Source organism: Moritella dasanensis ArB 0140 (assembly GCF_000276805.1).
Taxonomy (GTDB): Bacteria; Pseudomonadota; Gammaproteobacteria; order Enterobacterales; family Moritellaceae; genus Moritella; species Moritella dasanensis.
Map to the genome: position 1 here is coordinate 1 of NZ_AKXQ01000028.1, position 24,831 is coordinate 24,831.

25 protein-coding genes and 1 pseudogene are annotated in these 24,831 nt (G+C 40.2%); 20 read left to right on the forward strand and 6 right to left on the reverse strand.

Annotation, left to right across the window (positions count from 1 at the left end; translation table 11 throughout):
- The 3 genes from A923_RS0118570 to yqfB form a co-directional block, all read left to right on the forward strand.
- A partial coding sequence (locus A923_RS0118570; protein ID WP_017223197.1) for an SDR family NAD(P)-dependent oxidoreductase occupies positions 1 to 437 on the forward strand: 437 nt, incomplete at its 5' end.
- Between the two features lie 142 nt (positions 438 to 579).
- Positions 580 to 1,269, forward strand: coding sequence for a DUF2268 domain-containing putative Zn-dependent protease (locus A923_RS22360; protein WP_017223198.1), 690 nt, complete (start codon positions 580 to 582; stop codon positions 1,267 to 1,269).
- A gap of 15 nt (positions 1,270 to 1,284) precedes the next feature.
- The gene (gene yqfB / locus A923_RS0118580; RefSeq protein WP_017223199.1) at positions 1,285 to 1,605 is read left to right on the forward strand and encodes a N(4)-acetylcytidine aminohydrolase; all 321 of its coding nucleotides are present in this window, start codon (positions 1,285 to 1,287) and stop codon (positions 1,603 to 1,605) included.
- An 8-nt stretch (positions 1,606 to 1,613) separates the two neighbouring features.
- Here yqfB and A923_RS0118585 read toward each other — a convergent pair whose 3' ends face one another.
- The gene (locus tag A923_RS0118585) at positions 1,614 to 2,504 is read right to left on the reverse strand and encodes a LysR family transcriptional regulator (RefSeq protein WP_026006345.1); all 891 of its coding nucleotides are present in this window, start codon (positions 2,502 to 2,504) and stop codon (positions 1,614 to 1,616) included.
- Positions 2,505 to 2,609: 105 nt separating this feature from the next.
- On the opposite strand from A923_RS0118585, the gene A923_RS0118590 reads away from it, so the two are divergent.
- Positions 2,610 to 3,842, forward strand: a complete 1,233-nt coding sequence (locus A923_RS0118590) for an MFS transporter (protein WP_026006346.1) — start codon at positions 2,610 to 2,612, stop codon at positions 3,840 to 3,842.
- Between the two features lie 100 nt (positions 3,843 to 3,942).
- On the opposite strand, the gene A923_RS0118595 is transcribed toward A923_RS0118590, so the two are convergent.
- The gene (locus A923_RS0118595; RefSeq protein ID WP_017223202.1) at positions 3,943 to 4,536 is read right to left on the reverse strand and encodes an NADPH-dependent FMN reductase; all 594 of its coding nucleotides are present in this window, start codon (positions 4,534 to 4,536) and stop codon (positions 3,943 to 3,945) included.
- Entirely contained in the window at positions 4,533 to 5,444 is a 912-nt protein-coding gene (locus tag A923_RS0118600) for an EamA family transporter (RefSeq protein ID WP_017223203.1), read from the reverse strand. Before A923_RS0118600 ends, A923_RS0118595 begins: the two co-directional genes overlap by 4 nt.
- A gap of 132 nt (positions 5,445 to 5,576) precedes the next feature.
- On the opposite strand from A923_RS0118600, the gene A923_RS0118605 reads away from it, so the two are divergent.
- The 3 genes from A923_RS0118605 (at position 5,577) to A923_RS0118615 (ending at position 7,566) form a co-directional block, all read left to right on the forward strand.
- On the forward strand, positions 5,577 to 6,062 hold the full coding sequence (locus tag A923_RS0118605; RefSeq protein WP_026006347.1) for a MarR family winged helix-turn-helix transcriptional regulator: 486 nt from the start codon (positions 5,577 to 5,579) through the stop codon (positions 6,060 to 6,062).
- A 171-nt stretch (positions 6,063 to 6,233) separates the two neighbouring features.
- Positions 6,234 to 6,572 carry a MerR family transcriptional regulator gene (locus A923_RS0118610; protein ID WP_017223205.1) on the forward strand — a complete coding sequence of 113 codons (339 nt, stop codon included), beginning with the start codon at positions 6,234 to 6,236 and terminating at the stop codon, positions 6,570 to 6,572.
- Positions 6,573 to 6,642: 70 nt separating this feature from the next.
- On the forward strand, positions 6,643 to 7,566 hold the full coding sequence (locus A923_RS0118615; protein WP_017223206.1) for an NADP-dependent oxidoreductase: 924 nt from the start codon (positions 6,643 to 6,645) through the stop codon (positions 7,564 to 7,566).
- A gap of 321 nt (positions 7,567 to 7,887) precedes the next feature.
- On the opposite strand, the gene A923_RS0118620 is transcribed toward A923_RS0118615, so the two are convergent.
- Positions 7,888 to 9,114: an alpha/beta fold hydrolase gene (locus A923_RS0118620; RefSeq protein ID WP_017223207.1), complete on the reverse strand. Its 1,227-nt coding sequence runs from the start codon at positions 9,112 to 9,114 to the stop codon at positions 7,888 to 7,890.
- 116 nt (positions 9,115 to 9,230) lie between these two features.
- On the opposite strand from A923_RS0118620, the gene A923_RS0118625 reads away from it, so the two are divergent.
- A complete protein-coding gene (locus tag A923_RS0118625) occupies positions 9,231 to 10,079 on the forward strand; it encodes a LysR family transcriptional regulator (protein WP_017223208.1) in 849 nt (282 codons plus the stop codon).
- A 118-nt stretch (positions 10,080 to 10,197) separates the two neighbouring features.
- On the opposite strand, the gene A923_RS0118630 is transcribed toward A923_RS0118625, so the two are convergent.
- Positions 10,198 to 11,094 carry a LysR family transcriptional regulator gene (locus A923_RS0118630; protein ID WP_017223209.1) on the reverse strand — a complete coding sequence of 299 codons (897 nt, stop codon included), beginning with the start codon at positions 11,092 to 11,094 and terminating at the stop codon, positions 10,198 to 10,200.
- A 107-nt stretch (positions 11,095 to 11,201) separates the two neighbouring features.
- Here A923_RS0118630 and A923_RS22565 point away from each other — a divergent pair, with 107 nt between their 5' ends.
- The gene (locus A923_RS22565; protein ID WP_017223210.1) at positions 11,202 to 12,317 is read left to right on the forward strand and encodes an NADH:flavin oxidoreductase/NADH oxidase family protein; all 1,116 of its coding nucleotides are present in this window, start codon (positions 11,202 to 11,204) and stop codon (positions 12,315 to 12,317) included.
- 116 nt (positions 12,318 to 12,433) lie between these two features.
- Here A923_RS22565 and A923_RS0118640 read toward each other — a convergent pair whose 3' ends face one another.
- Positions 12,434 to 12,943: a carboxymuconolactone decarboxylase family protein gene (locus A923_RS0118640; protein WP_017223211.1), complete on the reverse strand. Its 510-nt coding sequence runs from the start codon at positions 12,941 to 12,943 to the stop codon at positions 12,434 to 12,436.
- 270 nt (positions 12,944 to 13,213) lie between these two features.
- Here A923_RS0118640 and A923_RS0118645 point away from each other — a divergent pair, with 270 nt between their 5' ends.
- From A923_RS0118645 to A923_RS0118690, 11 genes and pseudogenes are all read left to right on the forward strand, one after another.
- Complete coding sequence (locus tag A923_RS0118645; RefSeq protein WP_237716243.1) at positions 13,214 to 13,867, forward strand: helix-turn-helix transcriptional regulator; 654 nt, start codon at positions 13,214 to 13,216, stop codon at positions 13,865 to 13,867.
- Between the two features lie 69 nt (positions 13,868 to 13,936).
- The gene (locus A923_RS0118650) at positions 13,937 to 14,668 is read left to right on the forward strand and encodes a transglutaminase-like domain-containing protein (protein ID WP_017223213.1); all 732 of its coding nucleotides are present in this window, start codon (positions 13,937 to 13,939) and stop codon (positions 14,666 to 14,668) included.
- A 62-nt stretch (positions 14,669 to 14,730) separates the two neighbouring features.
- On the forward strand, positions 14,731 to 15,576 hold the full coding sequence (locus tag A923_RS0118655; RefSeq protein WP_017223214.1) for an MBL fold metallo-hydrolase: 846 nt from the start codon (positions 14,731 to 14,733) through the stop codon (positions 15,574 to 15,576).
- 10 nt (positions 15,577 to 15,586) lie between these two features.
- Positions 15,587 to 15,745: pseudogene (locus A923_RS23015) on the forward strand (ASCH domain-containing protein); the annotation flags it as partial.
- Positions 15,746 to 15,976: 231 nt separating this feature from the next.
- On the forward strand, positions 15,977 to 17,758 hold the full coding sequence (locus tag A923_RS0118660; RefSeq protein WP_026006348.1) for a protein adenylyltransferase SelO: 1,782 nt from the start codon (positions 15,977 to 15,979) through the stop codon (positions 17,756 to 17,758).
- 106 nt (positions 17,759 to 17,864) lie between these two features.
- On the forward strand, positions 17,865 to 18,485 hold the full coding sequence (locus A923_RS0118665) for a hypothetical protein (RefSeq protein WP_017223216.1): 621 nt from the start codon (positions 17,865 to 17,867) through the stop codon (positions 18,483 to 18,485).
- Positions 18,486 to 19,083: 598 nt separating this feature from the next.
- Positions 19,084 to 20,481 carry a cbb3-type cytochrome c oxidase subunit I gene (locus A923_RS0118670; protein WP_017223217.1) on the forward strand — a complete coding sequence of 466 codons (1,398 nt, stop codon included), beginning with the start codon at positions 19,084 to 19,086 and terminating at the stop codon, positions 20,479 to 20,481.
- Positions 20,481 to 21,098, forward strand: coding sequence for a cbb3-type cytochrome c oxidase subunit II (locus A923_RS0118675; protein ID WP_017223218.1), 618 nt, complete (start codon positions 20,481 to 20,483; stop codon positions 21,096 to 21,098). The genes A923_RS0118670 and A923_RS0118675 overlap by 1 nt, the downstream gene beginning before the upstream one ends.
- 8 nt (positions 21,099 to 21,106) lie before the next feature.
- Positions 21,107 to 22,564: a cytochrome-c oxidase, cbb3-type subunit III gene (gene ccoP / locus A923_RS0118680; protein WP_026006349.1), complete on the forward strand. Its 1,458-nt coding sequence runs from the start codon at positions 21,107 to 21,109 to the stop codon at positions 22,562 to 22,564.
- 140 nt (positions 22,565 to 22,704) lie between these two features.
- The gene (locus A923_RS0118685; protein WP_017223220.1) at positions 22,705 to 23,958 is read left to right on the forward strand and encodes a molybdopterin-dependent oxidoreductase; all 1,254 of its coding nucleotides are present in this window, start codon (positions 22,705 to 22,707) and stop codon (positions 23,956 to 23,958) included.
- Entirely contained in the window at positions 23,959 to 24,561 is a 603-nt protein-coding gene (locus A923_RS0118690) for a c-type cytochrome (RefSeq protein WP_017223221.1), read from the forward strand.
- Positions 24,562 to 24,831 lie beyond the last annotated feature (270 nt).

The following is a 24,831-nucleotide window of genomic DNA, read 5'->3' on the forward strand; positions in this document are numbered from 1 at the left end:
CTAATCTGCAAACAGCACAAACTAATTTTATTGCGGCGCTCGCACAGTGTGAAGCGGCGCTGGAAATCTTTAGGGCGCAAAACTCTGGGCACCTAGTGACAATTTCTTCTATCAGCGCTGTACGAGGATTCCGCCGTGCGTTAACTGTGTATGCAGCCACTAAAGCAGCACTAACATCATTAACGGAAGGCATCAGGATTGACGTGATGGATACGCCAATAAAAGTGAGTTGTATTCATCCTGGGTTTATTCGCACTGAGATGAATGAAAAAGTAAAAACAGCCCCTTTCATGATAGATGCTGAAGCGGGTTGCAAAGCGATAGTGAAAGCAATTAATAAAGAAAAAGCGAATAGCTATGTACCAAGTTACCCTTGGGCTATTATGCATTTATTACTACGTGTGGCTCCTACGAGTTTGATCCGAAAAATGAGTTAATACGCCATCGTTACTGCTTCAATCGTTAATCTGGCTTTCACAATATGCTTATATCGGCTTGCTCATGTGTATCTTTCTTTTACCATTGATTTTAAAATATTATATCGAAAATAACGATTAAGATATTGAGCTTAGGGTATATATGAACATCTTCTTGCATAAGTTAAATGCACACGGAAAATTTGATGGCCTTTTGACTAGGGTAGATAGCCTTTTTGATAAAGCACTCGAATGTATTGGTGAAAAACTGCCTTTGGAAGAAATTAATATTGATGTGATTATTTCTGAAGGTGACTTTGTAATACCAGAGTTTGGTTTCTGTGGATACAGTCCATCATCGGGACAAATAATGTTGTTTTTTGATTTGAATAATGAAAATTTGGATACTTGTCTTGATGCCGAATTCATGCCTAGCCTTGGGCACGAAATTCATCACTGCTTTCGACATAAAGGCGTTGGATATGGTAAGACGCTTCAGGAAGCAGTAATAAGCGAAGGGTTAGCTTGCCACTTTGAAGTAGAGCTTAGGAATGGTGATGTTCCATTTTATGCACAAGCAATAAACCAAGATATGATTGATGTCCTACATTCAAAAATGCTAAATGAAGCTGCTAATTTGACTTACGACCACAATGTTTGGTTTTTTGGGACTGAGCCTGATTCAATACCTCTGCATGCAGGATATACATTGGGATATTGTATTGTTTCAAACTATATAAAAGCAACTGGAACCCCTGCATCACAGCTATGGAATGTATCGGCAAATGAGTTTTTTGATGGCACTTTGCTACAGGCAGAAAACGATCATGTACTTAAGGGCAGTTCAAGATGAAACTAGGTGTAAACGATGTATAGTTGTATGACATTTTTTCAACGATTAGAACGTTCGATTCTGTCGGGTAACAAGACCGCGACGATCCGTGATAAGTCCGATAGTCATTATTCAGTTGGTCAGATATTAAATGCCTGCACTCATGAAGATAATCGTAAAATGTGTCAAATAGAAATACTGAACATTGAGACTGTGAAGTTTAGTGAATTAAATCGGACACATGCCAAAGCTGAAAACTTACCGTTTGTGTTTATGCTTAAGTGGATAGTTCGAAAGATTTATCCGACTGAAAATGATTTATTTTTTATAAGTTTCAGAGTTTTAAGTATCGGATGAATTTTCATCTATGTTGGTTGACGTTGTAAGTGCTCAACAAACATCGATATTTTTTTTGCTAAGTGCTTTCTAGAAGCATAAAAGGCGTACAGCACTAAATCTTCAGGTTTATCCTCTAGTTCTACAATTTCTAAAGATCCTGCATTTATCTCATCAATACATGATTCGATTGGCAATATAGCAAACCCTAACCCTGCTAACGCACCAGATCTAGCAAAACTACCACTGTTAACCTTAAATGAAGACTGCACTTTTTGCATAATAAGCTCGCCTTTTGAGGTTTTGAAAATCCATGGTGACCCATTCAAAGCGGTTAAACTAGTGATGCAGGGTACGTGACTTAAATCAGTGATTTTATAAGGAAGAACACAAGTTTGAATTAGCTTAGGTGATGCCATTACAGCACTTGGCCAACGTCTAATTTCTCTTGCGACCCAATTGCTGTCAGGTATTTTTCCACGATGAAAGCTTAAGATTAAATCAAACCCATCGAGTAAATCTTCTTTTGGACTTAAACTCGTATCACAACATAATGATATTGAAGGGTGTTGGATACAAAAAGAAACCACAGCTTGAGCCAATGCAGGAATATCTGGCATAAGGACTCTGAGCTGCCCCATTACTTTATGAGAGTGTCGTGTTACTTCTTCAAGTGCATTATTAAGCTCTGCTAACAATGGGAGTGTTGATGAATAGAGTTGTTCGCCTGCACCTGTCGGGGTCATTCGACGCGTAGTCCTTTCAAATAACCTTGTGTTCAGCTTTTCTTCTAATAATGCTATATGACGACTGACATTTGATGTCGGCAAATTCATAAACTCAGCAGCCCTCTTAAAACTATTGTTCTCGTAGACACAATGAAAGCTTTTTAGCCATTGAGGCTCTATTTGATTAATCATCTTTATCCTAAAATGTTGGATTATAAAACCCATTTTAGCGGCTTTATTGCCAAATTTAGGTTTGTATAATACCACTATTATCAATAATAATTTACAGGATAAATATTGTCTACTTCAACTATTAAGTCTTTTGGACTATCGCGTTATAACATTGTAATTTGTTTCATGATCCACTTTTTGGTTGCACTTGATGCTCTCGTTATTGTTCCTTTTAGCTCAACAATGGCTTTGCATTTAGGGGCGGACGCCTCTCAGGCAGGTTACCTTGTTTCGGCCTATGCAATGGCAGCGGCGATCACATGCTTACTCACAAAAGGGTCTTCAGATATTAATCGAGAAATAAAACGAATTTACTTTTATCTCGTAGGAATAACGTTAACTACATGGTTAACTACATTTTTGAGTGACTTTAATATATTAATTTTATGTCGGCTATTAACTGGATTTTTTGGTGGGGCGTTAGTGGTTTTAAACCTAAATTATCTAATTCAGATTTCTAGTGAAGAGAAAAGGAAACAGAATATAGCGATATTGCTGAGCTCATTCCCACTTGCACTTGCGGTTGGAGTTCCAAGTATTATCGTTTTGTCTTCAGGTAGTTCTTGGCAATTAGCTTTTCAAATTATAGGTTCTGCATTGGTGCTAATGGGTATTTTATTCTTTATATCGACTCGGAACATAACAAAGGATCACTCGCAAGATCTTATCTGTTCTAACGACAATAAATTGCTTTTAGCCGAAACTTTAAAAAATCGTGATGTCCGTTTTTCGGTAACGCTGGCTTTTAGTGCTGTGTTGGGTACCTTTTTGGTTTCTACGCAGTTCCCTGTAATGCTTTCCGTTAATCTAAACATATCTCCAAAACTATTAAGTTTTTGTTACGCGATAAGTGGGGTTTGCTCTTTCATTACAATGCAATATTACGGGATAGTTAAAATGAGTGACCTAACGGTAGGCAGGGTAATAATTTTACTTTCGGTAGTTATGGCAGTATCGATTACTCTGGGGTTTAGAACAGAAAATGTAGACCTAGCGGCTATTGCCTTTATTGTTTTTGTCATAGTGAGTTCAACTCGAACACTGATACTCGTAACAGAATTAATATGTTCAATTCCCACGCAAGAGCGTCTATTTTTGATTAGTTTACAAAATTCTCTCCAGCATTTTGCTGTAGGGCTGGGTAGTATGTTTAGCAGTCTTCTTATTTACTCTCGGCCTGACTTATCTTTAGATTTTTCAAACCTGATCATCGTTTCACTTATTATGGCGAGCGGCACTCCTATACTTTGGATTTTTTATAGAAAGAATAGTCTATTCAATTACCACTCCAATGACTAAACAAATTTTGTGACGCCTCACTTGATAAAATGTATCGGACCTTATCCCAATACAGAGCTAGAACCACCAGCTTGGCAGGTGGCTCTAGTATTGTTAGCTGTTACATCCCATAGCGGAATGCTTTGCCCGCATTAACCATATCGCGATGTACAGGAGCGAGTGCATTGGCGTAGGCGGCGAGCAGTCGCATCGTATATTCGCTGCGAGCATGCAGATGCTGATCGGTACATTTATACTCAGCTGTCAAAATATCTTCGCAATCACGAAAAATCAGATGATCCGGTAAAAAACACGCATGATTATTCTTGTTACCAGTCATACGTAACTCACTGATCGGGTAGACACCATTGATACTGGCTGAAACGCTCACCAAAAGTGCTGCTTTGTGAGCCAGTTCCTCATCGGAGGTCAGCATCAAAAAGTTCTTCAATGCAGGCGTCGCCATTCCATGCCATTCTGGAGTAATAAAAATGAAAGCATCTGATTGCTTAAGAATTTGAGCAACAGGTTTCCATTGATCCCATTCCTCAGTGCCTTGCCATACACCCTCATTCCAAAGCGGTAGATTCAGTTGGTGTAAATCGAGCACCGTTGTCTTGTCAAAATGGGGTTCTGCCAGCGCTTGAAGGTAATTGGCGACATTTAAGCTTTGGGAATGTGCTCTTTGACTTCCTGATACGATAGTAATGTTCATATTAATTCCTTTTTATGGTTTGAAATTGTACGTAGATGATTGGTTTGTGGGGATGAGCGAGGCACAGCCAGCACAATTGAAAATAAAACGACTAAGGCACCAAGTAATTGAGGCCAAGTCAGCGTTTGATCTAGGATTAGATATCCAAGAAAGCATGCTGAAACACTGCTTAGAAATCCGAGAAAAGAGACAGTCACCGGAGGCAGTTTTTCGATACCGCGAAACCAGAGAAAGTAACCTAAAATGGCACCAATCAGGCTCAGATATCCATAACCAAAGAAGTTGATAGGCGTAAGTTGGGTTGGAACGCCTTCTAGCCAAATTGAGACCGGTAACAACATTATGCCGCCAAATAACAATTGCCAACCTGTGAATCCAAGCATTGTCATGCCTGTAGGACGACCCCATCTTTTTGTTAGTACCACGCCTAAACCCATGCTCAATGCGCCGAGTAACGCGATCAATACGCCTTCGATATTAAGTTCAGCTGAGTTGTTTAGCACTAGCAATCCAATACCGATAATACCTAATCCACTGGCTGCTAGCTGTTGCTGCGTGAAGTTGGTATTCAGTAGGTATCTACTCATGGTCATTACAATAAGAGGCTGGATAGACATCACCATCGATGCCATTCCACCTGGCAGGTAGGTTGCTGCGAAAAATAAACAATAGAAAAATAACCCGATGTTTAGAAAACCGAGCACTGCCATACGACGCCACCATAATCCAGTAGGACATGCTCGGCTGATAAGCACCAATAGCACACCAGCTGGTAGCGCTCGTATTGTTGAAGCAATAAGCGGACTGTCTGGTGGAAGTGCTTCTGTTGTCACTATATAAGTACTGCCCCAGACAATAGGCGCAATTGCGGTTAACGCTATAGTCTTAATTTGCTGGATCCTGTTCATAATTCGTCCTGACTAATTAGTTTGTTATCTCTAACGAAAGTGTCTTTTGTAAAAGTTACTTTCTATAAAGTAATTGAGTTTTCATCTTTAATCAAGTATCTTTTTGAAAAGATATTTATTTGAGAGATAAACATGTCATCAGACAAAGTAGATAAAATCCTCGCTCAATGGCTCACGGTTAGGCCTGACCTCGATTGTTCTGCAATGGGTGTTGTCGGGCGATTACGTAAAACTAGCGGTGTATGGAAGAATAAGATGGACCCAGTTTTTCAAGAGCACGGGCTGAGCAGTATCGAGTTTGATATTTTGGCTACGATGCGCCGCAGTGGTACTTCACCTGTCACACCAACTGAGTTGTATCAGACTCTGATGCTTTCCTCTGGTGCAGTCAGTACGCGTATCGAAAAATTGGTGAAAAGTGGTTTTGTACAACGTATTGCCAGTGAACATGACAGACGCAGCTGTAAAGTGACACTGACCAAAGAGGGCATTGAGTTGGTAGACACAGCGTTGAACGCGCATGTTGCTAATATGGATAATATATTGGAGGTACTTAGCCACGAAGAACAGGAGCAGTTGGCAAACTTGTTAAGAAAAATATTGTTGGCAGAGCAATAACGAACAGTAGCTTTTAATTATATATTTCTAATATTAGAAATATATAATTGTATAACCTGATTTACAGGGATGAATCGAAAACGGTGATCAGTATTGCTTAGCCACTACAATGTGAAGGGCTAGAGTGAATTTGTGAATAAAAATCATTATATCTATGTGAGTCATTAATCTATGTATATCGGTGAAGCATCAAAAAAAACAGGTTTATCTATCAAGGCTATTCGGTTTTATGAACAAATAGGCTTGATCAGGCCGCCAGAAAGAGTCGGTAGATATAGGATATACAAAGACACAGAAATAGAACTTCTTCTACTCATTAAAGAGGCCAAAGAGTTAGGGGTAACCCTGTCTCAACTTAAGGGCGTTATTGTTTACAGTCATGGCAAGGTTGACTGGGCTAAGATAAAACTATTTTTGGCTGAATTAAGAAAACAGTTAATTAATCAAATCGATGATATAAAGAAAAAAATAGCCAACCTTGACGCGTGTTATGACCAAATAAATCCTTAGCAAGTGCTTGACTCTACCCTAATGAGGAGACTGTAGACTGTATCTCAAATAACCCATGTTGGAGAATGAGATGAAAGGTTTAGTCGTTAATAATGAAAATAATATCGAGCTAAGAAACAACTTGATAAAGCCTGTAGCAGGGCAAGGCGAAATACTAATTCAAATAAAAAGCGCGTCGGTTAATCCGTTTGATGTGGAGAGTGCGAAGGGAACTTATGACGGTTATTTTGCTGAATATGGTTTTGATAAAGAAGTGAAGACTGGACTGGAATTTTCAGGTGTCGTGATGAGTGACGGTGAGAACTTTAGTCACGGTGATAATGTATTTGGCTATGTCCATATGTTAACTGGGTGGAAAACCCATGCAGAATATATAGCCGTTGATGAAAACTATGTGGCTTTAATGCCAGATGAATTGAGCTACTCTCAAGCCGCTGCGATTCCGCTTGGGACATTGACAACCTTAGTTGCTTTGCAGGATTTAGGGCATCTAAAAGCGGGTATGAAATTATTGATTAATGGAGCTTCGGGTGGTCTTGGTATTCAGGGTATCCAAATCGGTAAGATTTTAGGAGCACATGTATCTGCGATTGCCGGAAGCGAGCAAGAGGAGTTCTTACTCTCTTATGGTGCGGATCAAGTCTATGATTACAATCAAACCAAAATTGGCGACATTGCCGGTACCTTCGACGTTATCCTTGATTTAACCAATGTGCAAAAACTAGAACATATAAAACCGCTGTTAACACCAACGGGTATTTTTATTCCTGGCGAACCGAATGATGAAAATGGTGGCCTGTTAGAGGATCCGCAAGTGGCTTATTTGATGGTTGCACATGGTGATCTCACCAAGCTAACGCAAATTGCAAACTGGGTGTCAGAGGGAAGACTAAAAGCCGTCATAGATAGCGAGTTTAGCTTTGCTGATTATCAGCAGGCCATTGCTCGTGTCAAAGTAAAAGGCAGAAGAGGACGGATAATCATGAGCTGGTAACTCTTTTTTATGGTCTATATGCTAAAGACCAAACATTATTTTGCAAGCGTTCCATTACATGGGAGTAATGGAACGTAATAAATTCGTCAGTAATTTATTCCTAATGATTATTTACCTTGTTGGAGTCATACATCTAACAAGGTTTCTTTCAAGTATGGGCTTAGCTCAATTTTGTGCTAAGCCGTTTCTGCTCCTAAATGAGTTTACGCAAAAATTACAGTTCCTCTCCCCCAAAAATATATTCATTTGGACAAGTAGATCCAGCATCTCTACCTAAGCGATTCAATCAGAGAAGGCCAAATTGATAGTAAATTTGAGCCATCAACTCTCTTGAATTGCCAATACTAAATATTGCGCCAATGCTTTAGGGTTTTCAATTGGAATTGAGTGGCCTGCATTTTCTACAGTACAGCAGGTAGCATAAGGCATTAATCGTGTAATTTCTTCCCCATGTTCTGGTGGCGTTGCAGAATCTTGCTCTCCTACAAGTACCATTGTATCTATTGTTATATTTGTTAGTGCACTACGTATATCTTCTCTTCGGATGATCGCCGCATCCATGGCATGGGATAGCAACTTTGGATCCGCATTCATCAGTTTTTTTATTTCTTTTTCTGTGTGGTTAGGTTGGTCTTTTAACCAAGAGGAGGAATATTTAACCTTTTGTATCTCTTCAAAAAAACTACGTCTTTTGTCATCATCTGATGACAATAATAAAGATTGGCGCAGCTGCCATAAAGGTATATTTAAAGGATCCTCAGCTTGTGCGGTTGTGTTGACTAGCACTAACTTCGTTAGCAGTTGAGGATATTTAATCGCGATTCGTAAAGCAATCATTCCCCCTTGGCTGTGACCTACCAAGGTTACATTTTGGATGTTATTTTCAATAATCCACAGCGCTATATCATCAGCAATCGTATTTAGATCTAATCCCTCACGCCAACCACTAGAGCCATGACCAGGCATATCAAATACAACGCAACGACATTGTGTCTCAATGTGACTAATAACGGGAGACCAAAATGTTCGATCAAGAAATAAACCATGTAGAAATATTAACGTAGAACCTCCACCATGGTCATCCCAGCCATATTGAACACCGTTGACTAACGCTGAACGGTGGGGGTCGTTACTGTGATGTGCTTTAGACAGCATCAGAGAATCTTCAAAAATTTGATATCGTGTTATTTGCCCATTATTTGTGGTGAACCGAATCATAAAATGACCGTCCGCAATAGCGTCTGTTTTCATTATACGGTGACGAAAGTGACCAATGGCGATGACATCGGGTGAAGAATCAATTAATGGTTCTAGCGTAAAGCCGATAGGCTGAAAACCTTCGGGAAAACGCTGTAACCATTGTTTAATTGCAGCCTTACCTTGAATTATACCCACTGTTTTTAAAATGGGATCACCATCAATATGCCAAATGGCATCGTCACTTACATACTCAAGTGCGTTTTCGATATTTTTTTTGGAAAAAGCGGCCAAATAAGCTTTAACTGTTTCAATTGATGACAAGTGTGCTGTGTCTAAAAGAGTATCCATTTTACGCCTCGGTAGTTATTTAAAAGCTATTTAAAAGTTATTACAAATTGTAAAACCTTTTAATCCCCTTTAAAATGGAAAGCATTGGAAAACAGATTTCCATTTTTGGAGTTTAAATGAATTTTGAAAATATCTATTTTTTCACTGCCGTTATACGCAATGGAAGTCTCAGTAAAGCGGCATCAGAATTAGGTGTTAGTCCACAAACGGTAGGTCGTAAAATTGCTAATTTAGAGCTTGAGATAGGCACCACACTTTTTATCAAGCACCCTACAGGTTACCAGCCAACTACAGATGGTTTATTATTTTACCGAGAAGCCGAAAATGTAGAAAAAGCGTTAGCATCTCTAAAAACCCAATTCAGAACTAAAAACAAAGAATACGAAGGCGTTGTGAGAGTGGCTCTACCAGAAATGATAGCGTTGCGTATTGTTATCCCCCAATTACAACCCTTTATTCAGGACTATCCAAAGCTTGAATTGCAAATCGTTACAGGCATATATAATGTCGGTATAGCAAGAGGTGACGCAGACATTGCTTTACGTTTAAAGCGTCCAGAAAAAGGAGCATTAACTGTGCGTAAAGTTGGTAGTATGTCATCTGGAATGTTTGTATCAAACGGTCAAACATCAGTCCTCGATAATGTCCCTTTAGTTGGTTGGGATAGCCATATAGATTTACCTTCAGCCAAGTGGTTGGCTAAACTCACCAACCGCGCTCCTAATATTAGATTTAATACACTTGCATCCCAAGAAGCTGCCATTCGTAGTGGTGTAGGCGCAGGAATATTACCGCATTTTTTATCCGACGGTTTAACCCCAATTGAAACGCCGCCGATTAAACCTGAGTCTCTATGGTTAGTTAGCCACGCCAGCGAAACTACTTCACCAAGAATCAGAGCTGTTTATGATGAAATTGCCAATATAATTAGTGCTAACCAAAAAGATCTGATGCCTGTTGGCTAGAAGATAAGCAATTAAGAAAATTACAAAGTGTCTAGGAAATTAGGGGGGTGATTAAAATCATTCCAGTGGCATTATCTTGTATCCCTTTATCCGTGGATTATGATTAAAGGGATAAATATTAAATGCCGATCATTTTTGTACATTTATCTCTGAGTAATTCCCTGAGTGCGATTACAGCTGGGCTAACTTGTTTTCTACTTGGGCAGATTAAGTAGAGCTCGACAGAGGGAGATTGATAATCAGGTAAAAGCTGTACCAGTTTTCCACTGCGTAAATCTACGGTGACATCTATCTGAGATCTGTATGCAATCCCTTTTCCGTTAATCGCCCAGCGCCTGACAATATCGGTATCATTGCTGACTTTATTACTATCAACTTTGACTCTGTAGTTGTTAAGCTTATCCTTATATTCCCAGTTACTAAATAGGCGAGCATCTTTCCGATGTAGTAAGCAATTATGCTTTTTCAAATCATCAGGGGTTGCAGGGGCACCAAATTGAGATATGTATTGCGGCGAGGCACACGTGATCCTATCCATAGTCGCAATATGAAATGCAATCATTGTAGAGTCTTTTGGCTTTCCATAACGAAGTACCACATCAACGTGATCGATAAAAAAGTCGGAAAGCGAGTCTCCCACATTAAAATCTATCGATAGGGTCGGATGTAAATCGGCCAATTCATCTATCCAAGGGAGAACTATATTACGTCCAAAATCGGATGATACTGACAATCGTAAGTTTCCGCTTATCTTGCCCTGCATTTGATGCGCTGCTGCCTGACCTTGTTCCAAACTCTCTAACGCTTGTCGACAATGGAACAAGAACTGTTCTCCTTGCGGGGTAATTCTAATTTGCCTGGTTGTTCTTATAAACAATTGAATATCAGTTTCTTTTTCTAATCTACGTAGGGCTAAACTGACGGCTGCAGGCGTGATGTCTAGTTGCTTAGCAGCTTCAGTTATGCTGCAAGTTTCTACAATTCTTATGAATAGGTTTAAATCTGAAGTGTTCATTGTTAACTTATTTTTAATAGTGTTTGAATGATTGGTGTATTTATAGTTTATAAATAATTGTTGATAATGTCTTTCTTATTTCAAAAACATTATAACGAGAGGTAGATATGACCTATTCAACAAACCATGATAATTTACTCAATCAACCACTTGAACTGCCCTGTGGTGCTGTGATTAAAAACAGATTGGTAAAGTCAGCCATGTCTGATTCACTTGGAAATGGCGAAGGTGACCCCACAAATGCGCAGATCCGCCTTTATGAAAGATGGGCAGAAGGAGGACTTGGATTATCAATTATTGGAGAAGTGCAGGTAGATCCAAACTTTCCTGAAAAACCCGGTAATCTCGTTTTAAGCGCAGATTCGGATCTAAACGCTTTGCACTCTCTTGCCTCACGCGCGTCGATAAATGGTGCTCATATATGGCCTCAGTTAGGTCATGCTGGTGGACTGTCGTATACACCTATAAGTCACCCTAAAGGACCATCCGCTCTGAACATTGATGGCTTCCAATGCGCTGGAATGTCAGAAACTGAGGTATCTGTGTTACCGGATATATATGCGAGAGCCGCAGTACTCGCAAAAGATGTTGGATTTACCGGCGTTCAGATTCATGCCGGTCACGGTTTTTTACTTAGTCAGTTTTTGTCGCCATTATTCAATCGCCGAAAAGACCAGTATGGCGGCACCATAGAAGCGCGATGTCGAATAATTGTCGAGATTATTGCTAAAGTACGCAGTGTCGTTGGCGCTGAATTTCCTATCGGAATTAAGATTAATTCGTCAGATCAATTAGAAGGTGGATTAACACAAGAAGATGCGTTGGAAGCAATTAGGATCCTCGATAAAACGTCAATTGATTTGATCGAGTTGAGTGGCGGATCATACTTCCCGGGCGCAATATCTAGTTCAGACTGCTCTACTAAAGGTCCTTATTTTATCGATTTTGCAAAAAAAGCAAAGAATATAACGAGTATACCTTTAGTTGTTACAGGCGGCTTTAAAACCCGAGGGCAATCGCTAAATGCCCTGACAAGTAATTCTACGGATTTCGTTGGATTAGCGCGTGCACTGGTATTGGATCCTGAACTTCCAAATGACTGGTTAAGTGGAGTAGATAGTGAGGTTGAATTTCCTCGATTTGAGACCCCACCTCAAGGTGGTATTACGGCTTGGTATACTATGTATTTAACCGCAATAGGGAATGATAATGAAAAAAAATAAACGCTTGATCTGTCATTAGCTATTAGCCAATATGAGCAGCGTGATGAGAACCGTTGTGTCAACTGGCAACGAAAATTTACAGGCTATTCATTATTATAGGTTAGTCGTAACGTATCTTACTGTTCATCTTTATCGAAAGAAAATTCAAGCTTTGCTAATGAGTGGCATACTGCACCAAGACGCATTACTGCATCAATATTCTCATCCGTTGCACCAGCATTTAACAACGACATCGCATGTGAACGTAGGCACATATGTCCGCCATTAATCACCGATACCGCAATGCAGGCGAAGTGATAAGCGGCTTCATTAGCGACCTTAATGTCACCAAAAGAACGAAAGTTTAATGCCTCTAATGTGCCACCCGCATTCAGATCTAAATATTGGCGAGAAACAAAATAAGGATTGGTCACACCCATTCTTGCCACCGAGAATAAAATGGCTCGCTTTTGTTCTTGAGTGGGTTTTCCTATCCAGCTTTCGACCAAATTTTCTACGTGGGTGCTTTGTACTGTGTATACTGCCGCCCATGCCGAAAATATGATGCTTTCTTTATCTAAACCAGGGGTGTTTAGTAAAACGTTTTTTAACAGGTTTTCTTGGTCAATACGGGCGTCTAACATCATTTATTCTTACTCTTTATAATTGCATTAAGAATGATTATATACTTTATCACTTTAATTTCAGGCTAACGATATTTTAATCATTTAGAGCAGACCATCATAACTATTATCTAGAACAATCTTAAAAAGGTAAATACTGTAGTATGTTTGCACAACGTTCAAATTTTAAAGGTTCGAAAAGTGATGAAGTCTAATATTTGGATCAAGGCAGGTATAGTTATCATATATGGTTCATCTATAGATGCCTCTCCTCATCGCCATCATGCAATTCAGTTGGCTTGGCCCCGAGATGGTTATTGTTGCAAACTCGATAATAAAGCGATATCGACGCCTTTAATCATTGGTTCTAACGTGGAGCATCAATTACAAATTGATGAGGGGTGGATATTGCTGGTGGAACCCACTAGCGAGCTAGGGCTGGCTCTCTCTGACAAATTGTTAGACCAGTCATCAATAACATTCAAGGTTTCCTCATCTACTTTTAATCATGCAGAGCCAACCGATGACTTAACTGTATTGCTTTCTCCTTTATTCGAAGGGTTAGGGCTCTCAAATCAATTCCCGCTGATAAATGAAAGCAAAGTTGTGGACCATCGAATTAAGGCGTTATTGCGTGAACTTGATAAATGCCTAGAGGGTGAGTGCATCAAACCGAGTAATTGGCGTGCTTCTGAAGTGGCTGCAAACCTCGCTTTGTCGGAAAGTCGTTTTCTGCATTTATTTAGTCAAGGACTGGGTGTTCCTTGGCGACCATATCTGTTGTGGTGTCGCATGACATGCGCCGTTAGGGCTATATTAAATGGCCAGTCAGCAACAGATGCTGCGCATTTAGCTGGGTTCTCCGATAGCGCACATTTAAGCCGGACGTTTCGCCAGACGTTTGGCATGACAATTAGTCAAGCCAAGGCTATTTTTCGTCAAGGTTAGCCAGTTTATTCAATTTTTTCATTCACGCTTTGGTTATGCTCCTTACATATTCAATAACAGGAGTTAGCCATGAGCGAATTATCAAAAGAATACCGACAAGAAACGTCAATGCTGGATTTTAACCATCCACATATACAAAGCCTGATCGAGCAAAGAAAATGGCAAAGCCTGTCTCAATATGATGCCATTGGCGCTATCTATAATTTTGTTCGAGATGAGACTCGTTTTGGTTATAACAAGGATGATCGTTTGACGGCAAGCCAAGTATTAAAAGATGGTTACGGGCAGTGTAATACCAAAGGCACATTATTAATGGCCTTGCTTCGCGCTGTTGGTATTTCTACCCGCTTTCACGGTTTTACTATTTATAATGATTTACAGCGAGGGGCTATCCCGAACTATCTTTTCAGGGTTGCACCGCCTCGCATTATCCATAGTTGGGTGGAAGTTTATCAAGATGGACGTTGGATTAACTTAGAAGGTTATATTTTAGATAAGGATTATTTAAAACAAGTGCAAAGCCATTTTGCGAATCAAAGTAAATCATTCTCTGGTTACGGTATTGCGACGAAATGTTTATCTAATCCTGACATCGATTGGCAAGGCCAAGATACCTATATTCAGAGTGAAGGTATTGCCGATGACTTTGGTATATACACCCAGCCTGACGATTTTTATTCAAACTATGGTAGTAATCTCTCTGGTATTAAAAAGGTTATGTTTCGTTATGTACTTCGCCACTTAATGAATTTTAATGTAAATAAAATCCGCACCAAGGGCATCAGTAATAAATTAGTGTAAATAATGATACTTGAAAATTCAGGTGCAGTAGACTCGGCTAAACAGTGATTTAGGAAGTAGATATGATACTGACAGCGTTAATTGATAATACTCGATTAGATGATAGAACAGATCTAGCGGTTGAAAGAGGGCTATCTTTTCACATAAAAACGATGGGACAAGAAATTCTGTTTGATGCTGGTAGCAGTAAAGCTTTTTGTGATAATGCCATTTTATTAGGTATTAAGATGGAAGATGTTGATGCTGCAATTATTTCGCATCGTCATCATGACCACTGTAATGGCGTAACGCATTTTCTCGACCGCAATTCTAAAGCCCAGGTCTATTTCCGCGAATGTGCAGAAACGGATTATAGTTTCAAGGCGTTTGGCTTCAAAAGTAATGTGGGTATTGATAAAACATTATTAGATAAAGACAGTGGGCGATTCAGTTTCATTAATAAAACCACTGAGATACGCCCAAATATTTTCATTATTACAAGTTTGAGTCGTAAGCATGAACAGCCAAAAGGTAATAAATATCTCTTTACTGATTCAGGTGATGGCTGTAAACCAGACACATTTGACCATGAATTACTGTTAGTGATTAAAGAAGATGATGGTCTTATCGTGTTTACTGGTTGTGCTCATAGTGGGGTGCTCAATATGATTGAAACCGCACTTGAATTGTTCCCGAACACCAGAATTAAAGCTGTTGTCGGTGGATTTCATTTGGTCGGATTACCGTTGTTTAATAGCATTGGCGGAACCAAGGAAGACATTGAGGCTATCGGTGAAACCATGCTCACTTATCCAATAGATAAGCTCTATACTGGCCATTGTACTGGCATGAAAGCCTATAACATATTAAAAGGCGTACTTGGTGATTCCCTTGAATACTTCCCGACAGGGCGCCGTATAACCATCTGATTTTCAGAGATTGAAACGTTCTATTCTATCGGTTAGCAAGACGGCGACGATCCGCGAACAGTCCGATAGTCATTATTCAGTTGGTCAGATATTAGATGCCAGCACTCACGAAGATAATCGTAAAATGTGTCAAATAGAAATATTGAATATTGAGTCTGTGAAGCTTAGTTAATTAAATCTGACACATGCTAAAGCTGAAAACTGACCGTTTAAAAGAAGCCATTATATATGTAGGCAGTAAAATTAACACTGGTGTGGATACTTTTGATTCTGTAAAGTCAAGAGTATCAGCCTCTTAACAAGTGGTTAAAATGGGACAGAAAACAGTTGGCTTTTGCTCCTTCGTCGCTAATTTTAGCCAACAAATGTTGCCTCTTAACGAGCTTTGGTATAAACAAATATGACAAATCGACTGCCTAAGAAAACCTCTTCGACTATATCGACGCTCAACGAACTTGCGACGTTGGCAAACTATTCCCTCATGGACACGCTCAACTGTGATCCTGATGCAACAGAAAACGGTGCTGATCATGCGCCGAGACAAGTATTCTCGGGCCATTATGTCCCCGTCAATCCTACTCCAATCAAAGATCCTGAGTATGTCGCGCACAGCAAAACCTTTTTTTCAGAGCTTGGTTTCGCTGACAGTATGGCTGAGTCCGCTGACTTCGTCCGCATGTTCTCTGGTGACCTTTCTCAGGTGCCAGTACCGATGCGCAAGGTCGGGTGGGCGAGCGGATATGCACTTTCAATCTACGGTACTGAATACATCCAGCAGTGCCCGTTCCGAACGGGTAACGGATATGGCGACGGTCGTGCAATGTCCGTGCTTGAGGCTGTTATCAAGGGTCAACGCTGGGAAATGCAGCTGAAAGGTGGCGGTCGTACGCCATATTGCCGCGGCGCAGATGGTCGCGCTGTCTTGCGGTCTAGTATCCGCGAGTTCTTGGCTCAGGAGCACATGCACGCACTGGGCGTTCCCACATCACGATCTTTAAGTTTGTACGTTTCAAAAACGGAGACGGTGAAGCGACCATGGTATTCGGAGGGCTCGCGTTCGGAAAATCCCGACATGCTTATATCTGAAGCCGTCGCCATTTCGACACGTGTCGCACCGTCGTTCATCCGCGTTGGCCAACTCGAACTTTTCGCTCGCCGTGCCCGTACCAATGAACACCCAAAAGCGCTAGAAGAACTCGAGAAAATTGTGCTGCACTTGATTGATCGAGAATACGCTGTCGCCGTCGATAAGCAACTCTCCACACCAGAAAAAGTGGTGTTGTTAGCACGTGAGTTTCGTAGCCGTCTTACGTCATTGGTAGCAAACTGGATCCGCGTCGGCTTTTGCCAGGGTAACTTCAACAGCGACAACTGCGCAGCTGGTGGCTTTACACTTGATTATGGTCCCTTCGGTTTTAGTGATGTGTTTAACCCGCATTATCAGCCTTGGACGGGCGGCGGTCATCATTTCTCGTTCATGAACCAAGCAAACGCTGCGGAGCGCAACTTCGGCATGTTTTGTTCGGCGTTACGACCGTTGCTGATATCAAATCAAGACTGTTTGCTAGCGCTTGACGAGATCCAAAGTGGGTTTTCGCAAGTAATGCACACGCAAATGAATAAGATGTGGGCAGCTAAACTGGGGCTGGACTTAGATCTGAATACAGCATCTTACCAAACACGTTGTAACGAGCTGATCGGCGAGCTACAAACATTGCTGATGCAAGCGCCTGTCGATTACACAATTTTCTTCCGTGAGCTGTCGTCGATACCCGATGACATTGGTCCTCTCAAGAAAAGCTTTTACAATAGCCTATACAATGAGACGGCGCATGATAAAGACAGCCAAGAGTTGGACAAGTACTGGGCAGAGTGGCTCGAAAAATGGAAAATGCTCCTCAACAGCGCCAATGACGCGAATGCTACGTCGCCCCGAACCAGCGATGAAATCTCTAGGCAGATGAAGCTCGTTAACCCAAAATACATCTTGCGAGAGTGGTTTGTTATGCCGGCTTATCAGCAAGCAACTGCGGGTGATTATTCTCTCATTCGAGAGCTGCAGGACGTGATGACACAGCCATATGCTGAGCAATCGAAGGAGGTGGAGGATAAATACTATCGATTGAAACCGCTGGAGTTTTTTGAGGTGGGTGGATTGTCTCATCTTAGTTGTTCGTCGTGATGCTTAGGACTAAAAAACTAGTAACTGATCTTGCTTAGGTAGTTATCTCACTCAATTTCCAATTCAATGCTACCTTTATGGTAAACAAACACATAAGGATATTGAAATGGATTTTGATTGGGTAGAGTGGTTTGGTTATCTCGCATCGTTAGTTGTACTAGTGTCCCTGACAATGACGTCAATCATCAAGCTGCGGGTGATTAACTTCATCGGTTGTATTCTGTTTGCGATATTTGCCTATTTTATTGATTCTTTACCGACCATGTTAATGAACCTAGGGATAGCCGGCATCAATGTTTACTTCTTATGGAAAATTCATTCGACCGAGGAACAGTTCAAGCTGATTGTGGCAGCGGTTCATTCTGAATATTTTGAGCATTTCATTTCAACAAATCAAAGTGACATTGAACGGCAAACCACGGTAGATGAACTTCGAGAAGCCAATACGGTGTTTTATATGCTCAGGAATAACAGCATAGCGGGTGTATTAGCGGGGAATAATAATGACCAAGGCGAACTGTCAGTGCTATTGGACTTTGTTACGCCGGAATACCGTGATTTTAAGTTGGCGGATTATTACTATAAGTCGCACCCTGATGTACTCAAACACAGAGGGGTTAATACACTGATGGCGAAACCAACCACGCAGGAACAAAGAGATTACTTACTCAAAGTGGGCTTTCAGGTTGTTGATGGATCTGAAGGGCTTTATCAGAAACAGCTTTAATGGGTAGCTAGCACCCCCCAACAATGTAGATCTCACTTAGACATAACATCCTCTGTAATCCCTGCAAGTATTAGCCATGTACATCATCATGTGTTTTATTCCTACCTAATTCTTCTTGTCATAAATTCTGTTCAATTTCGTTACTTTCAATATTTAGCCATAAATTATCATCAAGTTAACGGTGGTTTTATTTATTTCTCGTTCGTTCAGATTTACTTAACTCTAGGTTAACTTCATTCTAATATTCTTAACTTACAGTGAGGGGTATACTCTCGGCTCTTAGAAAGAGAGAGCCAAATATGTTTGAATTCATTACTAATTCCTCATTAAAAAACACATCTATTAATTATTAATAATGGCTTATCAATAATTGCTATCACTACCGGCTTATTGTGTCTTACGCCGCGGCTTCTCTAATGACAATGCTGTGCGCTCTAAGGCTGATCATATCAGTCCAGGGGCAAAGGCGGACAATCGTATAGATCACTATACTCGTAGCATGATGGTGCAAGCTGCAGCTTAATTTAAACGCCTGCCTAGGTATTTAACCATTAAAAAACACACATCACATTAACCGATGTAAACAGGGAACATACCCATGTATGAAAATGAAGAAAAACTAACGAAAGCATTTGTTATTGCCGCCATCATTTGGGGCGTTATAGGCATGTGCATGGGTTTAATGGCAGCTCTGCAGCTATATCTACCGCAATTGAATTTTGCCAATGAGTATATAAATTTCGGGAAAATAAGACCCTTGCATACTAACGCCATCATCTTTGGATTGGTTTGCAACTTTATAATCGGTCTGTCGTTATACATAGTGGCAAAAACATCAGTCGTGAATCTAGTATCCAAAGGTTTATCGTGGTTCTTGTTCTGGGGTTGGCAGATAACATTGGTAATCGGCCTTATCTCAATCGCTTTAGGGTATACATCAACCAAAGAATACGCCGAATTTGAGTGGCCAATTGATATCGCTATTGTGGTTCTTTGGTTAACGTTTGGGTATATCTTCTTTGGAACGCTAGCGAAAAGAAAAACAAAGCATATATTTGTTTCAAACTGGTTCAGCGGTGGTGTCATTATTGTTATCGGCTTAATTTATTTGATAAACAATTTAGCCATTCCCGTGTATGCATTTAAAGGTTACTCCATATTTTCTGGTGCGAGTGATGCACTTGTACAGTGGTGGTGGGGACATAATGCAGTTGGCTTCTTATTGACAGCTGGTTTTGTGGGTACCAACTACTATTTCATTCCCAAGTTAGTTAATAGACCCATTTATTCATATCGACTGTCTTTAATTACTTTTTGGGGCTTAATCGGCTTTTATACTTGGGCTGGTACACACCATTTACTCTTTACATCCGTGCCATCTTGGATTCAAAATATTGGCGTAGTGATGTCTATTCTATTGTGGATCCCGTCATGGGCTGGCGCATTTAATGCTTGGATGACGTGTACTTCCAATAAAGAAGAATTGAAAACAAACCCCGTTGTCTGGTTTTTCTTATCGTCAATCGCCTATTACGCATTAGCGACGTTTGAAGGGCCTCTTATGGCTATCAGATGGTTCAATATGATAGCTCACAATACGAGCTGGGTTATAGGACACGTTCACTCTGGCGCGTTAGGTTGGGTTGGCATGACGTGTATAGCAACCTTCTACTATTTCATTCCTAAGTTATACAAAAAAGAACTCTACTCATATGGCTTAGTTAAGGTGCATTTTGTACTCGCTCACATAGGCGTACTATTCTACATAGTCTCCCTGTGGATCGGTGGTATAGGGCAAGGTGTTAAATCGTTAAGCCTTACTGAGTCTGGTTCTCTTACTTATTCGTTTGTTGATATTTTACGATTTATGGAACCCTATATGCTCGGACGTGCAATTGGTGGGGCGCTGTTTATCTTGGGTATGTTAGTGATGGTATATAACCTCATCATGACGGTGAAAAAACCACAAAAAGTAGTTATTGAAGGAGCATATTAATGGAAGAGTCAATATCCAAGTCAGTAATGGCTTTTATCACTATCACGACTGTCGTGGTCTTATTTTCATTCTTTGTGTGGGTTTTCCCTGGGTTCTTCTTCACCAACGATCTTAAAGAAATAACGACAGCTAAACCATACACAGCTTTAGAGTTAGCTGGACGGGATGTTTATATGGCTGAAGGTTGCGTGGCATGCCATACCCAGATGGTTAGAAACTTGGAACCGGAAAGAAAAAGATACGGTCGTCCTAATAAAATGGAAGATGATGTTTATGAGTTTAACTTTTTGTGGAGCTCACAAAGAACTGGCCCTGATTTAACTAATATTGGTTTGAAGTACACAGAAGGCTGGCACAAACAGCATCTAATCAATCCTCAGGCAATTGTACCAGCCTCAATCATGCCGCAATATCCGTGGCTGTTTGAAAAGAAACTTAACGTTAGTCATGTTATTGCTTCAATGAAAGCGATGAAAAAGCTAGGTGTTCCGTATACAGACACGCAAATTGAAAATTCATCAAGCAAAGTGGAAGGTAAAACAAAAGGTGATGCGCTTGTTGCTTACTTGATGAGTCTTGGCGTAGATACGCGTGAAAAAGGTGGGGATTTAAATTAATGGAATCCATGAACATATTATCAAGCGTACTATCGATTATCTTCTTTTTTATCATGGTTGCAGTTATTTATTCACAGTTCCGAAAGAACAAAACTGCAGACAGTAATAAAACAATAGAGCAATTTGATGGGATTGATGAAAAAGATGCACCAATTCCTAAGGTTTTCTTTGTTGCGTATCTTATTGCATTTATAGGGGCAATTGTTTATGTCCTTCTATATCCAAGTTTAGCTTCTTGGAAAGGGTTTATCGGTTGGACCGAGAATGATGACGCGTATGTGGCTAAATCAATTGATATAAACAATAACATTAACGCAATAATCAATGCGAATACCGATGAACAAGTCTTTACTCTGTTACAAAAAGATCCGCTTGTTTTACAGAGTGGTAAATCGCTATTTGGTGATAATTGTTCTGCTTGTCATGGTCAAGATGCTAAGGGGCAATATAACTACCCGAGTTTAGTTGATAAAGACTGGTTATACGGTGGCTCACCTCAAGATGTCTATACGACAATACATAATGGGCGCAAGGGTAAAATGCCAGCTTGGAAAGGTGTACTGAGCGGTAAAGACATAGATGAGCTTACGCAGTATGTGTCTGATCTAAATAAAGGACCATTTAAAAGCAATGCGCTTTTCGATGCTAATTGTTCATCATGTCACGGCAAAGATGCCCAAGGTACACATGGCGTAGGGGCGCCTAACTTAACGGATGATATCTGGCTTCATGGTTCAGCTAAAGCTGATATCAAACGTAATATTGAGAATGGCATGAGTAATGAAATGCCTGATTTTGGTGAGCGACTTAGCAGAAATCAAATATTGTCTTTAACCTCTTATATTGTATCCCTACAGAGTGAACCACAAGACAATATCGATTTTATGCAAGCGAACACTTATATCTTCTCTCGAAATGAACAGCAATTGCCAGCAGTGTTAACGGCTTGTGTGGCCTGTCATGGCGCTGATGGTCTTGGTGCTTTACCTGGAGCGCCTAAGTTAGCAGGATTAAAGCAAGCGTATATCTATAACCAATTGAACTTGTTTGTATCTGGTTTAAGAAAAAATGCAACGATGCAAAATATAGTTGCCGGCTTAGATGTGAAAGATAAGTTACTTGCTGCTAGCTATTTCAGCTCTCTCGATTCACCTGCGATAAGTAAAATCACTCCAGAGAAATCAGCAGACGGTCTCATTAATGATCCTACTGAGCGCCTGATATTCCAAGGTGATTGGCAACGCGCTATTCCTGCTTGTTCTACTTGTCACGGTCAAGAAACTGAAGGTAGTCCATCATTTCCAAGATTGGCAGGTCAATCATCTGACTATTTAGAGAAACAATTATTTGACTGGAGAACGGGCGATAGAACCGGTGATCAAGGTCATATGATGCAAAACGTCGTTAACAAGCTAACAGATGATGAAATTAAATCCCTGTCGAAATATTTATCAAAAATGAAATAACCTGTGAGCAAATGAAAGGCCAATAGATCGAAGGTTAACAGCTCAAAGATTAATAGATTAATAGATTAATAGATTAATAGATTAATAGGTTAATAGGTTAATAGGTTAATAGATTGAAAGATTAATAGGATACCGTAATTATGAAAATGAATAAGTTAAGAAGGGAAATCATTAAAGCTGGTGGCTATGTCGCTTTAGCTGCTGCACCATTAACGGCTTTCTCTAAAGAGTTTATGAAAGACGGGCAAATGTATTCGGATGGTGAAGGGGTGAGCTATGCCGATGGCCCTAAGCCTGTATTAAGCAATTTTCCGCAAAAAGATAATGTTGTGATCGTACATACTCGACCACCTCATCTTGAAACGCCTTTTAATGTATTCAATGAAGGACTAATAACACCAAATAACCGTTTCTTTGTTCGTTATCATTTAGCAGACGTCCCTGTAGCCATAGACACTGATAAGTACACTATTACTATTTCAGGGGCTGTTGATAAGGAAGTTACATTAAGCTTGGCTGAATTAAAGTCGATTGAAGGCCAACAAGAAATTGTAGCTGTACAACAGTGTACTGGTAATAGCCGAGGCTATTCATCACCACGTGTTTATGGTGCGCAATTAAGTAATGGCGCTATGGGTAATGCGAAGTTCAAAGGCGTGCCACTTAAAAACGTGTTAGCGAAAGCGGGTATTTCTAGTGCTGCGACAAGTGTCATCATTGATGGTTTAGATAAGCCGGTACGAGATACGACTCCAGATTTTCAAAAATCATTACCTATTGACCATATTATGACGGGCGAACCTATGCTTGTTTGGGAAATGAATGGTGAACCTTTACCGTTTTTAAATGGCTTTCCAGTGAAATTAATCGTTCCGGGTTGGTATGCAACATATTGGGTTAAACATGTATCGCACCTTAAAGTTATAGAGGATAAGTTTGATAACTTTGATGCGTTCTTTATGACAACTGCATACCGTCTACCTGATAACGATTCTAAGAGTGAATTACCAACTGCCAGGGCGAAAACGACGTTACCTGTAAATCGTTTCCCAATAAGAAGTTTTGTTACTAGCTTAGAAAATGGTGATGAAGTTAACGCTGCAACCAGTATTGAAATTAAAGGGATAGCTTTTGATAGTGGCAGTGGTATCAAAAAAGTTGAAGTTTCAGTCGATGGTGGGAATAAGTGGATACAAGCAGCGCTTGGTGAAAATCTTGGTCGCTTTTCCTTTCGAGGTTGGAAGTTAAGCCATAATTTTAATGAAAAAGGCAGAACGCTTGTGATGGTAAGAGCAACAGGTAAGAGTGGTGAGACACAACCTGTTAATGCATCTTGGAATCATGGCGGTTATAACCGAAACGCGATTGAACGAACAAGTATTAAGGTGGTTTAAATGCGGTTTTTACTTATTATATTAGCGCTATGTTCATTGACTGTTAAAGCTGAGATCGTATCAATAACCTTACCTATGGATAATACCAAGCTTAAGCCGTCGACATTACCTGGATATGGTCTTGCGCAATCTAAATGTCACCTTTGTCATTCAGTCGATTACGTTATGTATCAACCACCAGAGATGGATTTAAAAGAGTGGACTGGTGAGATGTATAAAATGCGTAACGCTTACGGTGCACCTATTAGTATGGGGGAGGCTAAGGTTATTGCCGCTTATTTGTCAGTTGCTTATGGCTCTGCAAAAGAAACGGATGCAGAAATAATTGCCTTAACTAAACTCGCTAGTACCAAAAAAATCTATCAGCCTGATAACTTAGATGTGAAATCATTATTATCTGATAATGATTGTTTAACGTGTCATAAAGATGCGGGCGTTTCCTCTATTAAACACATACGAGCTAAATATGAGGGAACGGATAATGCGGTTGATAGATTGGGAGTTGCTATTAAGTCAGGTGGTCTTGGTATGCCTAAACCACCTATCAATCGCCATGAATCAGAAGCGATTGCAAAATACATCCTAGGGGAAAGTGCGAAATAGGGACCAAGGTGCAATTTATCGACTAGATATAAAATCAAACCGTTGTTGTTATAGCGGTTTTTTCACATCTGAAGGCATCTTCACTAGGGCACGTGCAGACAACATAGCGATCAATTTTGAACTGGGCGGTGAGTTGCATGAAAATTATGTATTTATTCTCACTAACACATAACAAATAAGTTCAATCAGAATGACATTGCTTTCTAGCAGAATAATGAGTCAGAAATAACGATGGAAATGACTTTTCTCAATTTCATTCACCAATATCAG

Bases quoted from the DNA above. Each gene is read 5' to 3' on its own strand.
- A923_RS0118605 (WP_026006347.1), top strand. From the start codon at position 5,577: ATGTCATCAGACAAAGTAGATAAAATCCTCGCTCAATGGCTCACGGTT.
- A923_RS22565 (WP_017223210.1), top strand. From the start codon at position 11,202: ATGACCTATTCAACAAACCATGATAATTTACTCAATCAACCACTTGAA.
- A923_RS0118665 (WP_017223216.1), top strand. From the start codon at position 17,865: ATGGATTTTGATTGGGTAGAGTGGTTTGGTTATCTCGCATCGTTAGTT.
- A923_RS0118630 (WP_017223209.1), bottom strand. From the start codon at position 11,094: ATGAACACTTCAGATTTAAACCTATTCATAAGAATTGTAGAAACTTGC.
- A923_RS0118600 (WP_017223203.1), bottom strand. From the start codon at position 5,444: ATGAACAGGATCCAGCAAATTAAGACTATAGCGTTAACCGCAATTGCG.
- A923_RS0118655 (WP_017223214.1), top strand. From the start codon at position 14,731: ATGATACTGACAGCGTTAATTGATAATACTCGATTAGATGATAGAACA.
- A923_RS0118650 (WP_017223213.1), top strand. From the start codon at position 13,937: ATGAGCGAATTATCAAAAGAATACCGACAAGAAACGTCAATGCTGGAT.
- A923_RS0118640 (WP_017223211.1), bottom strand. From the start codon at position 12,943: ATGATGTTAGACGCCCGTATTGACCAAGAAAACCTGTTAAAAAACGTT.
- A923_RS0118620 (WP_017223207.1), bottom strand. From the start codon at position 9,114: ATGGATACTCTTTTAGACACAGCACACTTGTCATCAATTGAAACAGTT.
- A923_RS0118675 (WP_017223218.1), top strand. From the start codon at position 20,481: ATGGAAGAGTCAATATCCAAGTCAGTAATGGCTTTTATCACTATCACG.
- A923_RS0118585 (WP_026006345.1), bottom strand. From the start codon at position 2,504: ATGATTAATCAAATAGAGCCTCAATGGCTAAAAAGCTTTCATTGTGTC.
- ccoP (WP_026006349.1), top strand. From the start codon at position 21,107: ATGAACATATTATCAAGCGTACTATCGATTATCTTCTTTTTTATCATG.
- A923_RS0118625 (WP_017223208.1), top strand. From the start codon at position 9,231: ATGAATTTTGAAAATATCTATTTTTTCACTGCCGTTATACGCAATGGA.
- A923_RS0118595 (WP_017223202.1), bottom strand. From the start codon at position 4,536: ATGAACATTACTATCGTATCAGGAAGTCAAAGAGCACATTCCCAAAGC.
- A923_RS0118615 (WP_017223206.1), top strand. From the start codon at position 6,643: ATGAAAGGTTTAGTCGTTAATAATGAAAATAATATCGAGCTAAGAAAC.
- A923_RS0118610 (WP_017223205.1), top strand. From the start codon at position 6,234: ATGTATATCGGTGAAGCATCAAAAAAAACAGGTTTATCTATCAAGGCT.
- A923_RS0118690 (WP_017223221.1), top strand. From the start codon at position 23,959: ATGCGGTTTTTACTTATTATATTAGCGCTATGTTCATTGACTGTTAAA.
- A923_RS0118670 (WP_017223217.1), top strand. From the start codon at position 19,084: ATGTATGAAAATGAAGAAAAACTAACGAAAGCATTTGTTATTGCCGCC.
- A923_RS0118685 (WP_017223220.1), top strand. From the start codon at position 22,705: ATGAAAATGAATAAGTTAAGAAGGGAAATCATTAAAGCTGGTGGCTAT.
- A923_RS0118660 (WP_026006348.1), top strand. From the start codon at position 15,977: ATGACAAATCGACTGCCTAAGAAAACCTCTTCGACTATATCGACGCTC.
- yqfB (WP_017223199.1), top strand. From the start codon at position 1,285: ATGTATAGTTGTATGACATTTTTTCAACGATTAGAACGTTCGATTCTG.
- A923_RS22360 (WP_017223198.1), top strand. From the start codon at position 580: ATGAACATCTTCTTGCATAAGTTAAATGCACACGGAAAATTTGATGGC.